Below are 13825 nucleotides of genomic sequence, written 5' to 3' on the forward strand. Positions count from 1 at the left end.
GGTGCCTGTTGCGTAAACTGCGGCCATGCTCATGGACGATCTGGATGAATTGCGCGCGTGGCTGATCGCCCTGCGCACGCCCGGCCTTGGCCCGGGTGGCCTGCGCGAGCGGCTGGACGCGGCCGGTGGCGATATCCGGGCGGCCTTGGCGCAACTGCGCCGCCACGCCGCGCCGCTCGGTGAGTTGGCCCAGGCCTGGCTGGCCCGGCCCGACGAGGTGCAGCTGGCTGCCGACCTGGCCTGGCTGGCCGAACCGGAGCATCGGCTGCTGCGCTGTACCGAAGCGGATTTTCCGCCGCAGCTGGAGCACATCCCGCAGCCGCCGGCCGTGCTGTTCGTGGTCGGCGAGGCCAGTCTGCTGCTGTATCCGCAGGTGGCGATCGTGGGCGCGCGCGGCGCCAGCGTGGCGGGCCTAGCGCATGCCCGGGCGTTTGCCCTGGCGCTGGCCGATGCCGGTTTCGCGATCACCAGCGGCATGGCCGACGGCATCGACGGCGCCGCCCACACGGCCGCGCTGGATGCCGGTGCGAAAACCGTCGCGGTGGTGGGCACCGGGGCGGATCGGGTGTATCCGCGCAAGCATCATGCGCTGGCCCGGCGGATCGCCGCGCACGGTGCGTTGGTCAGCGAGTTTCCGCCGGGGACGCCCGCGCGCCCGGACCACTTCCCGCGCCGCAACCGGATCATCTCGGGCTTGGCGCTGGGTACCCTGGTGATCGAGGCGGGCCTGCGTTCCGGTTCGCTGATTACCGCCCGACTGGCCGCCGAACAGGGCCGCGAGGTGTTCGCCTTGCCCGGCTCGATCCACAATCCGTTGGCCCGCGGCTGCCACCGGCTGATCCGCGACGGCGCCCGGCTGGTCGAGACCGCGGCGGAGATTGTCGAGACATTGGCACCGGCAGCGCGCATGCTTGGCGGCGAATTGGTTGCCCGGCTGAATGCGGCGGCCGACGGCGAGGCGGCTGGGCCGGCGCGGACCGAGGGCGGCATGGCTGCAGCGTATGGGTGTTTGGAAGGGTGTAATGGTTCCGTGTATCGGCGACTTTTGACCGAACTTGGCCATGCGCCTGCGACGTTGGACGAACTTGTGCAACGTACCGGGCAGTCGGCCGCCGCACTTTCCTCGATGCTGCTGATGCTGGAACTGGAGGCCCGGGTCGAGAGCCTGCCGGGCAACCGCTACCAGCGATTACCCGGCGGCTGAGCCGCTGTCGTGCCGCGTATGCGGCCTGGTCGGGCTTGACAGCCGTTGGCGCGACGTGGTTTCAACTATATATACGTCCGGCACGGAAGCGCCGGTGATTCACTTTCGGATATCCAGCTTCATGGCAAAAAACCTGCTCATCGTCGAATCACCGGCCAAGGCCAAGACGATCAACAAATACCTCGGCAAGGACTTCCAGGTCCTCGCCTCCTACGGTCACGTGCGTGACCTGAAGCCGAAGGAGGGCGCGGTCGACACCGAGCACGGTTTCACCATGGCCTACGAGATCATCGGGCGCAACGAGAAGCACGTCGACGCGATCGCCAAGGCGGCCAAGCTGGCCGACGACATCTATCTGGCGACCGACTTGGATCGCGAGGGCGAGGCGATCAGCTGGCACATCAGCGAGATCCTGAAGGAGCGTGGCCTGACCAAGGGCAAGCAGCTGCACCGCGTGGTGTTTTCCGAGATCACGCCGAAGGCGATCAAGGCCGCGGTGGCCGCGCCGCGCCAGTTGTCGCATGACCTGGTCGACGCGCAACAGGCCCGCCGCGCGCTGGACTACCTGGTCGGCTTCAACCTGTCGCCGGTGCTGTGGCGCAAGGTGCAGCGTGGGCTGTCCGCCGGCCGCGTGCAGTCGCCGGCGCTGCGCATGATCGTCGAGCGCGAAGACGAGATCGAGGCGTTCAAGGCGCGCGAATACTGGTCCATCGAAGCCCAGCTCAAGCACGCCGAAGGCGATTTCAGCGCGCGCCTCTCCAAACTCAACGGCAAGAAATTCGAACAGTTCGACCTCACCAACGAGGCCGACGCGCAGGCCGCGCGCGACGCGCTGAAGCAGGCCACGCGTGGCCGACTTACCGTCAGCGACGTCGGCTCGAAGGAGCGCAAGCGCCGTCCGGCCGCGCCGTTCACCACCTCCACCCTGCAGCAGGAGGCCGCGCGCAAGCTCGGCTTCACCACCAGCCGCACGATGAAAGTGGCGCAGGGCCTGTATGAGGGCGTGGCGCTGGGCAGCGAAGGCAACGTCGGTCTGATCACCTACATGCGTACCGACTCCACCATGCTCGGCGACGACGCGATGGCCGAACTGCGCCAGCTGATCGCCCGCGACTACGGCATCAAGGCCTTGCCGGACGCGCCGCAGGTGTACAAGACCAAGTCGAAGAATGCGCAGGAAGCGCATGAGGCGATCCGCCCCACCTCGGCGATGCACACCCCGAAATCGGTGGCTGCCTTCCTCAACGACGACCAGCGCAAGCTGTACGAGCTGATCTGGAAGCGCACGGTCGCCTGCCAGATGATCCACGCCACGCTGAACACCGTGACGGTGGAATTCGCGGTGCCCCATGTGGTCGGCGGCGACGCCGCGTTCCGCGCCAGCGGCACCACGGTGGTCGATCCGGGTTTCCTCGCCGTGTACGAGGAAGGTCGCGACCAGAAGAGCGCCGAGGACGACGACGAAGGTCGCCGCCTGCCGCGGCTGGCCGTGGGCGAACAAGTGCCGCTGCACGAGATCGCCGCCGACCAGCATTTCACCGAGCCGCCGCCGCGCTATTCCGAGGCCAGCTTGGTCAAGGCGCTGGAGGAGCACGGCATCGGCCGCCCGTCGACCTACGCCAGCATCATCCAGGTGCTGCAGAACCGCGAATACGTGTTCCTCGACAGCCGCCGCTTCAAGCCCAGCGACGTCGGTCGCGCGGTCAGCAAGTTCCTCACCCAGCACTTCACCCAGTACGTCGACTACGACTTCACCGCGAAGATGGAAGATGAGCTGGACGCGGTCAGCCGCGGCGAGGAGGCCTGGGTGCCGCTGATGGAGCGCTTCTGGCTGCCGTTCAAGCAGCAGGTGGACGAGAAGACCGAGTCGGTCGACCGCAGCGAGGCCACTGGCGCGCGCGAACTCGGCAGCGACCCGAAAACCGGCAAGCCGGTGTCGGTGCGGCTGGGCCGGTTCGGGCCGTACGTCGCCATCGGTACCAAGGACGACGAGGACAAGCCGACCTTTGCCTCGCTGCGTCCCGGCCAGAGCATGCACACCCTCTCGCTGGCCGAGGCGCTGGAGCTGTTCAAGCTGCCGCGTCAGCTCGGCGCCGCGCCGAACGGCGAGGAAGTCAGCGTGGCGATCGGCCGCTTCGGTCCGTTCGTGAAGCAGGGCAGTACCTACGCCTCGCTGAAGCCCGAGGATGATCCGTACACCATCGAGCTGCCACGCGCAGTGCAGATCGTGCAGGAAAAACTTGAGATGTTGGCGAACCGGCTGATCCTCGACTTCGGCAACGGCGTGCAGGTGCTGAACGGCCGTTACGGCGCCTACATCACCGACGGCGAGAAGAACGCGCGCATCCCGAAGGAGCAGGAGCCGAAGGAGCTGACCGAGGCGCAGTGCCTGGAACTGCTGGCGGCTGCACCGGCACGCAAGCCGGGTCGTTTCGGCAAGAAGGGCGCAACCAAGAAGGCGGCCGCGAAGAAGGCGGCGCCGGCAAAAAAGACGGCGGTGAAGAAGGCCGCCAGCAAGAAGGCTGCGGCGAAAAAGACCACGGCGAAGAAGACGGCGGCAAAAAAGACCGCCACGAAGAAGGCCGCTGCAAAGAGGCCCGCGACCAGCAAAACCGGAGCCTGAGTGCTGCAGCGCTTCACCCTCGCCGAACTCGACGCCGCTGCCGCACTGCTGCATGGCGGCGGCGTGCTGGCCTATCCCACCGAGGCGGTGTTCGGCCTCGGCTGCGATCCGCATGATCAGGCTGCGTTCGAGCGGTTGTTCGCGTTGAAGCAGCGTCCGGCCACCCAGGGCGTGCTGCTGATCGCCGCGGACTTCGCCCAGGTCGAACGCTACATCGAGCTGGCTGCGGTGCCCAACGACGTGCTGCGGCAGGTTCGCTCGAGCTGGCCCGGTCCGTACACCTGGATCTTTCCGCGCTCGGCCGACGTGCCGACGTGGGTTGCCGGCGCACATGCCGGCATCGCGCTGCGGGTCACCGCGCACCAACCAGCCGCCGCGTTGTGCCGGGCGTTCGGCGGCGCACTGGTGTCGACCAGCGCGAACCCGCACGGCCAGCCGTCGGCGCGCTCGGCGCAGGTCGTGGCGGAGTACTTCGGCGATGCACTGGATGGTCTGCTGGACGCTCCACTGGGCAACCAGGCGAGCCCCACAATCATCCGCGATGCGTTGTCGGGCGCTATCATCCGCGCCTGAGCGTCCACGGGAGCGCGCCGGATCATTGCGCCAGCTGAACCGCCGCGGGATGCCAGCTGCCGCCATTCACGCCGCCGTTCATGGTGCGGCGCGACTCTGCGGGGGCATGACGAATCGAAGATCAGGGAGATTGCGGCTTGGCCATCGTTTACGACACCTACCAGCGTGAGGCGCCGCCGCGACTGCCGTTGCTGGACGCGGCCGACCCCGCACGGATCGTGGCCTGGCGTCACGGCGAGCCGGTGAATGCGGCGTGCTTCGTGGCCCACGTGCAGGCGGTGGCTGCCGGGTTGCCGGGCGCTGCAGCCGGGGTCAATTTGTGTGAGGACCGCTATGCGTTCCTGGTCGCGTTCTGCGCCATCGCGTTGCGTGGCCAAGCCAACCTGCTGCCGTCGTCACGCGCGCCGCAGGCAGTGGACGAGGTGATGGCAGCGCATCCGGGCTGCTACACACTGGGCGAGCAGGCGCTCGATCCCGCGCCGCGCGGTTACCGGCAACTGCCGCCGCTGGATGCCGTACCGCCACCTGAACTCGATGCAGCGTGGCCGTCGATTCCGGCCGGGCAGGTGGTGGCGATCGGCTACACCTCCGGCTCCACCGGCACGCCCAGCGCGAATCCCAAGACCTGGGGGAGTTTCCACGCCAGCAACGCCGGCAACCTGGCGATGCTGCGCGCGGTGGTCGGGCCGCGCTTCGAGGTCGTCGCCACGGTGCCGCCGCAGCACATGTACGGCATGGAGATGTCGGTGCTGCTGCCGCTGCTGGGCGGGGCCGGCGTGCATGCCGGACGGCCGTTCTTCCCGGCCGACGTGGCCGCCGCGCTGGCCGAGGTGCCGGCGCCGCGGGTGCTGGTGACCACGCCGGTGCACCTGCGCGCACTGGTCGAGTCGGGTATCGCGTTGCCGCCGGTCGCGGCGATGCTGTCGGCCACCGCGCCCTTGCCGGTCGAGCTGGCCATGGCCGCCGAGCAGCGTTTCGGCGCGCCGCTGCTGGAAGTGTTCGGTTCCACCGAGACCTGCGTATTCGCCAGCCGCCGTCCTGCCATCGACGAGGACTGGTCGCTGTACGAGGCAGTGAGCCTGCATCCGCAGCCGGACGGCACCGCGGTGGACGCGCCGCAACTGGACGCGCCGGTCACCCTGGCCGACATCGTCAGCCTGTCCCACGGCGGCCGCCGCTTCCGTCTGCGCGGCCGCCATGCCGACATGCTGGAGATCGCCGGCAAGCGCGCCTCGCTGGGTGACCTCAGCCGGCGCCTGCTGGCCATACCAGGCGTGCAGGACGGTGTGGTGTTCCAGCTCGGCGATGGCGATGCTCTCGGCGTGCATCGCATTGCGGCGCTGGCGGTGGCACCGGGGCTGGATGGACACACGATACTCGACGCATTGCGCCGCGCGATCGACCCGCTGTTCCTGCCGCGCCCGCTGAAGCTGGTCGAGGCGTTGCCGCGCAACGAAACCGGCAAGCTGCCGCGCGCGGCGTTGCTGGCCCTGCTCGGTCAGCACGACGAGTGAGCCACGGCCGCGCCGTTTACGGCACGGCCGCGAACCCCGCTAGCTGCCTTGCGGCAAGGCGCCCAGTTGCGCCAGCAGCTGCTTCGTCAGCGGCACCCGCTTGGCCGCGTCGCCCGCGGCAGGCAGGTCGATGTTCATCGCGAAGAACCAGCGGCGCCCTGCGTGCTCGACCCAGCCGACATACCAGCCCAGGTCGTCGTTCGCGCTGTTCTGCGCGGCCCGCGTGCCCCAGCCGGTCTTCGCATGCAGCACGTAGGTGGGCGCCGATTCTGTGATGCTGATGCGGCGCACGATTTCCTGCGCACGCGGCGAGAACGGCAGCCTGTCGTCGGCCAGACGACGCAGGAAGCTGATCTGCTGTTCGGCCGAGATGCGCAGCGCGCCGCTCAGCCAGAACGCGTCGATGCCGCCGCCGATATCGCGATTGCCGTAGCCGGCCTTGTCGATCCACTGCTGCATGCGCTGCTCACCGGCACGGCGCGCGACTTCCTGATAGAACCAGACGGTCGAATAGCGCATGCCGCTGGCCAGGCTGTTGTCGCGATTCCACTCCGCAACGGGCGCGTCCTTCAATCCGCGGACCTTGCCATCCCAGCGGATCACGTCGAACTCGTCCCTGACCGCGCCGCTGTCCAGCGCCACAAGCGCGTTGAACAGCTTGAAGGTGGATGCCGGAAGAAAGGCCTGGCGGGCGCGTGCGGCGTCGGACACGTGCCAGACATCGGCCTTCTCGTCGTAGACCAGCAAGGTGCCCTTTACTCCGGCCTGGGCAAAGCTCGACTGCCAGGACGGATGTTCGCGCCAGGACGCGGCATGACCCGGCGCGCTGAGCACGAGAAGAGCGAGAAGCAGGCAGGGTGGCAAACGGTGAATCATCGGAACCTCCTTGCGCGACGGCGCAGCCGCCGATGTCGGGTGAGTCTGGCCGCCCATTCCTTCGGCGGAAGGACACGAATCTGGCCGTCTGCGGGCAGCGTAGCCGGTATAATGTCGCGCTGCGCCGGATGGCGCGCCTCACACGGAGCAGCGCAATGAAGGTCCTCGTCATCGGCGGTGGCGGTCGCGAACACGCGCTGGCATGGAAGCTCAGGCAATCCTCGCAGGTCGACGAAGTGATCGTGGCGCCTGGCAACGCCGGCACCGCGCGCGAGCCGGGCGTGCGCAACGCCGACGTCGCGATGAATGATCTCGATGGCCTGCTGCAGCTGGCGAAGCGCGAAAAAATCGGTTTGACCGTGGTCGGTCCCGAGGTGCCGCTGGTAGCCGGCGTGGTCGACAAGTTCCGTGCCGCCGGCCTGCGCATCTTCGGGCCGCGCGCGATCGCCGCGCAGTTGGAAGGCTCCAAGGCGTTCGCCAAGGATTTCCTGCAGCGGCACAACATTCCCACCGCGCACTACGCGGTATTCACTGAATTGAATCCGGCGCTGGCGTACGTGCGCAAGCAGGGGGCGCCGATCGTGATCAAGGCCGACGGCCTCGCTGCCGGCAAGGGCGTGGTGGTGGCGCTGACCCTGGCCGATGCGGAATTGGCGCTGCACGACATGCTCGGCGCGCACGCGTTCGGTGAGGCCTCGGCGCGGGTGGTGATCGAGGAATTCCTCGAGGGCGAGGAAGCCAGTTACATCGTGATGAGCGACGGCAGCCACGCGCTGCCGATGGCTTCCAGCCAGGACCACAAGTGCCGCGACGAAGGCGATCTCGGCCCGAACACCGGCGGCATGGGCGCGTACTCGCCGGCGCCGGTGGTCACGCCGGAAGTCGAGCAGCGCATCCTCAAGGAAGTGATCGAGCCGACCCTGCACGGCATGGCGGCCGAGGGCGCGCCGTTCATCGGCTTCCTCTACGCCGGCCTGATGATCGACAAATCGGGTGCGCCGAAGGTGATCGAGTTCAACGTGCGCTTTGGCGATCCGGAAACCCAGCCGATCATGCTGCGTCTGAAGTCGGATCTGGTCGAGCTGATCGACGCCGCGCTGGACGGCCGGCTGGAACATGCCCGGGCGCGCTGGGACGTGCGCCCGGCGATTGGCGTGGTGATGGCCGCCGGCGGTTATCCGGGACGGGTGCGCCTGGGCGACGTGATCGACGGCCTCGACGTACCGGTGGGCGCCGACGTCAAGGTATTCCACGCCGGTACCCGCCTCGACCCGGCGGGGCGCGTGACCACCGCCGGCGGCCGCGTGCTGACCGTCTGCGCGCTGGGCAGCGACATCGCGGCGGCGCGCGAAAACGCCTATGCCGCGGTCAGCCGGATCCATTACGACGGCGCGTTCTGTCGCCGTGACATCGCGCACCGGGCCTTGCGTCGCCATTGACGCGATCGCCGTTTCGGATCACGTACGCCAGCGCATGGTAGGCCATCGGATGGCTTGACTTTTCCGTGCCGTCCTTTTTGGGCTATGCTTGGAACTTCCCCCGCGTAGAGTCGTGGCGCAAAGCGCCTGATCGGCCTCGTGCTTGATTTCACGTTGATGAGGTTTTCCCATGCGCAAGACGGTTTTGTCGCTGATGTCGGTTGCGGCATTGGCCCTGGCTGGTTGCAGCAACGCTCCCAGTCCGTCTCAGTCGACGGGCTCCGCTGCGCCCGCTTCCGCGAACACGGCCGCTGCCGCTCCCCAGATTCCGAACCAGCTGAGCGGCACGATTTCGCTGCGCGCGGGCACGCCGGCGCCATCGGCGAACGCCACCCTGGTGCTGAACCTGGCCAACGTGTCGTCTACGGCCGCGGGCTCCGCTCCGCTGGCCAGCAAGACCTCGCCGGCCGGCTCGTTCCCGCAGTCGTTCACACTGACCTTCAACCCGGCCGAAGTGAAACCGAACGATCTGTACGTGGTCCAGGCGACCCTGACCGACGGCGACCGCAAGTACACGATGCCGATCCAGGCGCCGGTGCTGGCCAAGGGCAGCAAGAACGACGGCGTGATGATCGAACTGGTGGCCGAACAGACCCCCAGCGAGAAGATCTTGGCCGATTTCGCCGAGGCGAAGGCACAGATCGGCGGCATGAAGATCAGCCATGGCACCAAGCTGGAGGCCAACGATTCGCGCGGCTGGCAGCTGTTCCGTCAGGCCGGCGAAGTGAAGTTCATCCGCGAGGAAGTCGACTACGGTGACAAGGGCTACACCAGCACCGATTACGCTTACAAGAACGGCAAGCCGTGGGCGATCGTGCAGGAGACCAAGGCGAACCGCGACGGCAAGCCGAGTGCGATCGACCGTGCCGGCTGGAGCGATGACGGCACGTTGGTGCTGAAGCAGCACCAGGTCGGCAGCGATGTGCAGGTACTCGATGCCGCTGCCGCGGCGACGATGAAGAAGCAGGCCGCGGCCATCCTGAGCATGGCGACCGGCGGCAAGAACAAGTAGTCGCTGCAGGGTCTGCGTCTTCCCGCGTCAGGCGGAAGGACCACAAAAAAGCCGTCCGCCAATGCGGACGGCTTTTTTTGCGGCTCGGCTAGGAGGCCGAGCCGCTGGTTTGCCGGATCAGAGGGTGATCCGTACACCCATGTTGACGCTGTTGTACTTCTGGCTGTTGTCGCTGAAGCGACCGCTATAGCCGATCCAGCTTTGCACGCTCGGAGTGAGCTGGGCGGACAGGCCCAGTGAAGCGGTGCCCCAGCTCTTGTCCGGACTGAAGCCGGGCAGGGCGAACGTGCCATTCATGCTGGTGAGTCCGGCGCTGACCATACGCTGGTCGGCCCTGCTGTCATGGTTCCAGCCCAGTTCGACATACGGTGACATCAGCAGGTTGTTGACCTGCCACTCGCCGCGCAGGCGCCAGCCCAGCGTGGACAGCAGCGAGTCACGCTGCTGCCGGCCGAACCACATTGCGCTGCTGTCGCCGCCGCTCTCGCTGTAGCCGCTGACCTTCACGGTCTGCCAGTCGAGGGTGGCGAATGGCCCGGTCTGCAGCCTGTCGGCGAGATCGAACCACCATCCGCCGGTGAGCCCGCCGCCCAGGTGCGAGCCGTCGGCCTTGCCGGTTTCGGTACGCTGCATGGTGCCGATGCTGATGCGGCGTTCGATGTCCTTGAAGTTGGATTGGCCGAAGTTGACGTAGCCGCCCACGTAGCCGCCACCGTTGCGGTAGCCGAGATAGCCCAGGCCGCTGATGTCCTGCAGCTTGTAGCCGCCGCCACCGGAAAAATCGGCGTTGTGCTGGCCGATGCCGAGCGCCATGCCGGCCGTGACATGCTCGCCGGCAAAGAAGTTCGCGCCCAGCGTGAAGTTGAAATTGTCGCTGTTGGTGCGCGGGGAGCTGTTGCTGGCGTCGAAGCGTTGCTGGCCGTAGTCGATGTTGACGAAGGTGCGGACATCACCATCCTTGCCCTCGGTCAGCATCTGGTCGCGCATCACGCGGTTCTGCGCAGTGCTGGCCGCCAGCGGCGCTTCGCCGAGCAGCGAGATCTGTTCCGGGGCATGGATCACCGACAGCACGTACTGGCTGAACATCGCGTGGGCCGCGGAGGTCGGATGCACGCCGTCGGCGAACAGGTAGGTCTGGTCCGTGCCCGGCGCATAGGTATACGGCAGGCCCGAGCCCTGCGGTCCGCACTGCACCGAGCTGGAGCCGGCGCCGCAAGCCGGTGCGGTGACGTTGCTGAAGCCGTAGGCGGAAGGATTGGCGACCACCTCGTTGAGCAGGGCGAAGCTGTTCACCGGAATGATGTTCAGGCCATTGTTGCTCAGCTGGGCCAGCCCACTGTTGAGCACGCCGTTGTAGACCACGGCGAGTTGGCTGGCGCCGGCCTGGGCGGCCGCGCCACCGGCGGCGGCGGAGGGCGTCTTGCCAAGGTCGGGCAGGTTGTACACCACCACGTACCTGGCACCGGCAGCCTGCAGGCTGCCGAGCATGCCGAGCTCGGTCTGCGCCGCGTTGACGGTGCCGGCGGCGATCGCGTTCGGATCGGTCAGCGTACCGCTCAGGTAGAAGACGTCGTTGGCGCCGCCCCATACCTGGTACAGGGCGTTGCCATCGGCCTTGCCGCCGGCTGCGCCGAGGTACATCTGCAACTGCTGCGGGATGGTCGGCACTGCGGCCACGTTGTTGACGAAGCCGGCACCGCCCCAGGCGAAATCGGTGCCGCCGGCGGCCGACGGCGCCAGCGTGAAGCCGAGGCCTTCGGCCACGTTTTCCGCCGTGGTGGTGCCCGGGTTGGTGGTGAAGCGCAGCGGCGGCTGGATCGCGGGCGCGCTGGCCAGCGAGATGTTGCCGCCGTCGCTGAGGCTGTCGCCGAAGACGATGACGTTGCTGAAATCGGTGGCGCCGGCACTGGCGCTGAACAGCAGGGCGGCGGTAATCGCGCCGGCAAGATGGCGGGTACGCGGCATGGGTGGCACTCCTGAGTAGGTAACTTTTGTTACGCCTTCATAACGTTAATCTAATCCATACGGAACCGCATGCTGCACTGCATGGCAAGGTCGTGCGGTCGATATATCAACGTTGGCGCGCACGGGCGAGTGCGTCGGCAAACGCGCTGTTGGTCGGCGCTGGCGTGGACTTGGGCGCCCCGCCGCCAAGACGTGGGGTGCGGCCGCCGTTGCCGCCGCTCGTTGCCCGCTCGTTGCCGGCCGCTGAACGGCCGCTGCGCGCCTGCCCGGGTTCGTCGTCCAGGCGCATGCTGAGGCCGATGCGCTGGCGCGGCAGGTCGACTTCCATCACCTTGACCTTGACGATGTCGCCGGCCTTCACCGCGTCGCGCGGGTCTTTCACGAAGGTGTGCGACAGCGCCGAGACGTGCACCAGGCCGTCCTGGTGCACGCCGATGTCGACGAACGCGCCGAACGCGGCCACGTTGGTGACGCGGCCTTCCAGGATCATGCCGGGCTTGAGGTCCTTCACGTCCTCGACGCCCTCGGCGAAGCTCGGCGCCACGAACTCCGGGCGCGGGTCGCGGCCGGGCTTTTCCAGTTCCCTCAGGATGTCGCGCACGGTCGGCACGCCGAACTTGTCGTCGGTGAACTGCTCGGGCTTGAGGCCGCGCAGGAAACCGCTGTCGCCGATGATGTTGCGCACTTCGCGGCCGCATTGCGCGATGATCCGCTCGATCACCGGATAGGCCTCCGGGTGTACCGCACTGGCATCCAGCGGGTTGTCGCCGTTGGACACACGCAGGAAGCCGGCACACTGTTCGAACGCCTTGTCGCCTAGGCGCGGCACCTTCAGCAGCGCCTTGCGATTCGGGAACGGGCCGTTCGCGTCGCGGTGTTTCACCACGTTCTCGGCGACCGACGGCGACAGCCCGGCGACGCGCGACAGCAGCGCGGCCGAGGCGGTGTTGACGTCCACGCCGACGGCATTGACGCAATCCTCGACCCGCGCATCCAGCGCGCGCGCCAGCTTGATCTGGTTGACGTCGTGCTGGTACTGGCCCACGCCGATCGCCTTCGGCTCGATCTTCACCAGTTCGGCCAGCGGGTCCTGCAGCCGGCGGGCGATCGAGATCGCGCCACGCAAGGTCACATCGAGTTCGGGAAATTCCTTCGCTGCCAGTTCGGATGCCGAGTAGATCGACGCACCGGCTTCGCTGACCACCACTTTCGACAGGTTGAGATCAGTCAGCTTCTTGATCAGTTCGCCGGCCAGCTTGTCGGTTTCGCGCGAGGCGGTACCGTTGCCGATCGCGATCAGGTTCACGCCGTGCTGCTTGCACAGTTTCGCCAGCTGCACGAGCGATTCATTCCACTGCTTGCGTGGTTCGTGCGGATAGATCACATCGGTGGCGAGCAGCTTGCCGGTGGCATCGACCACGGCAACCTTCACGCCGGTGCGGATACCGGGGTCCAGCCCCATCACCGTCTTCGCGCCGGCGGGGGCGGCCAGCATCAGGTCTTTCAGGTTGTCGCCGAACACGCGGATGGCCTCGTCCTCGGCGCCTTCGCGCACGCGACCGAACAGGTCGAGCGTGAGATGCAGGTGCAATTTCACGCGCCAGGTCAGGCGCACCGTCTCGCGCAGCCAGGCATCGGCGGCGCGGCCGCGGTTGTGGATGTTCGCGTGGGCGGCGACGCGGCCCTCACCCTCGACGTGGCCCTGCTCACTGTCGGCGGCGGGGGCGAGCTCGAGTTCGATCACCCCTTCGTTGCGCGCACGCATCAGCGCCAGCAGGCGGTGCGAAGGGATCTTCGCGATCGGCTCGACATGGTCGAAGTAGTCGCGGAACTTGGCGCCCGCATTCTCCTTGCCTTCGACGACTTTCGCGCGGATCTGGCCTTGCGACCACAGCCAGTCGCGCAGTTCGCCGACCAGGTGGGCGTCCTCGGCGATCGACTCCATCAGGATCGCGCGTGCGCCGTCCAGCGCGGCACGCACGTCGGCGATGCCCTTGTCCGCATCGACGAACGACTCGGCGAACGCTTCCGGCGTCAGCGTGGGATCGTCGCGCAGGCCCAGCGCCAGCGGCTCCAGCCCGGCCTCGCGGGCGATCTGCGCCTTGGTGCGGCGCTTCGGCTTGAACGGCAGGTACAGGTCCTCCAGCCGCGCCTTGGTGTCGGCGGCGAGCAGGTCGGCCTTCAACGCATCGCCGAGCTTGCCCTGTTCCTCGACGCTGGCGAGGATCGCGGCGCGGCGTTCTTCCAGTTCACGCAGGTAGCGCAGGCGCTCCTCCAGCAGGCGCAGCTGGGTGTCGTCGAGGCCGCCGGTGACTTCCTTGCGGTAGCGCGCGATGAACGGCACGGTGGCGCCGCCGTCGAGCAGGTCGACGGCCGCCTGCACCTGTTCGGTCCTGGCGGCGATGTCGTTGGCGATGCGTTGTTCGATGCTGAGCATGAGTTGGCCACGGTTCCTTGGTTGCCGGCGCTCGCCGGGTGGAACCGCTGATGATAGCAAGCCGCCCGGATAGCTCAGGCCAGCCACGAAGAGCCTCGCCATTTGTTCGGTACAAACCGGGTTCCGGCGAGATCGACGAGAGC

Annotated in this window: 9 protein-coding genes; 6 read left to right on the forward strand and 3 right to left on the reverse strand. The window is 67.5% G+C overall.

Annotated elements, in window-relative coordinates; all coding sequences use genetic code 11:
* Positions 1-25: 25 nt before the first annotated feature.
* From dprA to ABD024_RS01510, 4 genes are all read left to right on the forward strand, one after another.
* Positions 26-1204, forward strand: coding sequence for a DNA-processing protein DprA (gene dprA, locus ABD024_RS01495; RefSeq protein ID WP_343848920.1), 1179 nt, complete (start codon positions 26-28; stop codon positions 1202-1204).
* 121 nt (positions 1205-1325) lie between these two features.
* Positions 1326-3827 (forward strand): DNA topoisomerase I, encoded by a 2502-nt coding sequence (locus tag ABD024_RS01500; RefSeq protein ID WP_343848921.1) that lies wholly within the window; start codon positions 1326-1328, stop codon positions 3825-3827.
* Complete coding sequence (gene tsaC, locus ABD024_RS01505; protein ID WP_343848922.1) at positions 3828-4400, forward strand: L-threonylcarbamoyladenylate synthase type 1 TsaC; 573 nt, start codon at positions 3828-3830, stop codon at positions 4398-4400.
* A gap of 137 nt (positions 4401-4537) precedes the next feature.
* Positions 4538-5914 (forward strand): AMP-binding protein, encoded by a 1377-nt coding sequence (locus ABD024_RS01510; RefSeq protein WP_343848923.1) that lies wholly within the window; start codon positions 4538-4540, stop codon positions 5912-5914.
* Between the two features lie 39 nt (positions 5915-5953).
* Here the strand turns inward: ABD024_RS01510 and blaOXA are convergent, their stop codons facing one another.
* Positions 5954-6790 (reverse strand): class D beta-lactamase, encoded by an 837-nt coding sequence (gene blaOXA, locus ABD024_RS01515; RefSeq protein WP_343848925.1) that lies wholly within the window; start codon positions 6788-6790, stop codon positions 5954-5956.
* Between the two features lie 155 nt (positions 6791-6945).
* On the opposite strand from blaOXA, the gene purD reads away from it, so the two are divergent.
* Positions 6946-8229: a phosphoribosylamine--glycine ligase gene (gene purD / locus ABD024_RS01520; protein ID WP_343848927.1), complete on the forward strand. Its 1284-nt coding sequence runs from the start codon at positions 6946-6948 to the stop codon at positions 8227-8229.
* A gap of 169 nt (positions 8230-8398) precedes the next feature.
* Positions 8399-9280, forward strand: coding sequence for a YbaY family lipoprotein (locus tag ABD024_RS01525; protein WP_343848929.1), 882 nt, complete (start codon positions 8399-8401; stop codon positions 9278-9280).
* Between the two features lie 117 nt (positions 9281-9397).
* On the opposite strand, the gene ABD024_RS01530 is transcribed toward ABD024_RS01525, so the two are convergent.
* Positions 9398-11245, reverse strand: coding sequence for an autotransporter domain-containing protein (locus ABD024_RS01530; RefSeq protein ID WP_343848931.1), 1848 nt, complete (start codon positions 11243-11245; stop codon positions 9398-9400).
* 106 nt (positions 11246-11351) lie between these two features.
* The gene (locus tag ABD024_RS01535; protein ID WP_343848933.1) at positions 11352-13682 is read right to left on the reverse strand and encodes a Tex family protein; all 2331 of its coding nucleotides are present in this window, start codon (positions 13680-13682) and stop codon (positions 11352-11354) included.
* Between the last annotated feature and the right edge of the window lie 143 nt (positions 13683-13825).

The sequence above is a fragment of the Rhodanobacter soli genome, from assembly GCF_039523495.1.
GTDB lineage: Bacteria > Pseudomonadota > Gammaproteobacteria > Xanthomonadales > Rhodanobacteraceae > Rhodanobacter > Rhodanobacter soli.

Excerpts from the sequence above, each read along its gene's own strand:
- purD (WP_343848927.1), top strand. The coding sequence starts at position 6,946 with ATGAAGGTCCTCGTCATCGGCGGTGGCGGTCGCGAACACGCGCTGGCA.
- ABD024_RS01500 (WP_343848921.1), top strand. The coding sequence starts at position 1,326 with ATGGCAAAAAACCTGCTCATCGTCGAATCACCGGCCAAGGCCAAGACG.
- ABD024_RS01525 (WP_343848929.1), top strand. The coding sequence starts at position 8,399 with ATGCGCAAGACGGTTTTGTCGCTGATGTCGGTTGCGGCATTGGCCCTG.
- blaOXA (WP_343848925.1), bottom strand. The coding sequence starts at position 6,790 with ATGATTCACCGTTTGCCACCCTGCCTGCTTCTCGCTCTTCTCGTGCTC.
- ABD024_RS01535 (WP_343848933.1), bottom strand. The coding sequence starts at position 13,682 with ATGCTCAGCATCGAACAACGCATCGCCAACGACATCGCCGCCAGGACC.
- ABD024_RS01530 (WP_343848931.1), bottom strand. The coding sequence starts at position 11,245 with ATGCCGCGTACCCGCCATCTTGCCGGCGCGATTACCGCCGCCCTGCTG.
- dprA (WP_343848920.1), top strand. The coding sequence starts at position 26 with ATGCTCATGGACGATCTGGATGAATTGCGCGCGTGGCTGATCGCCCTG.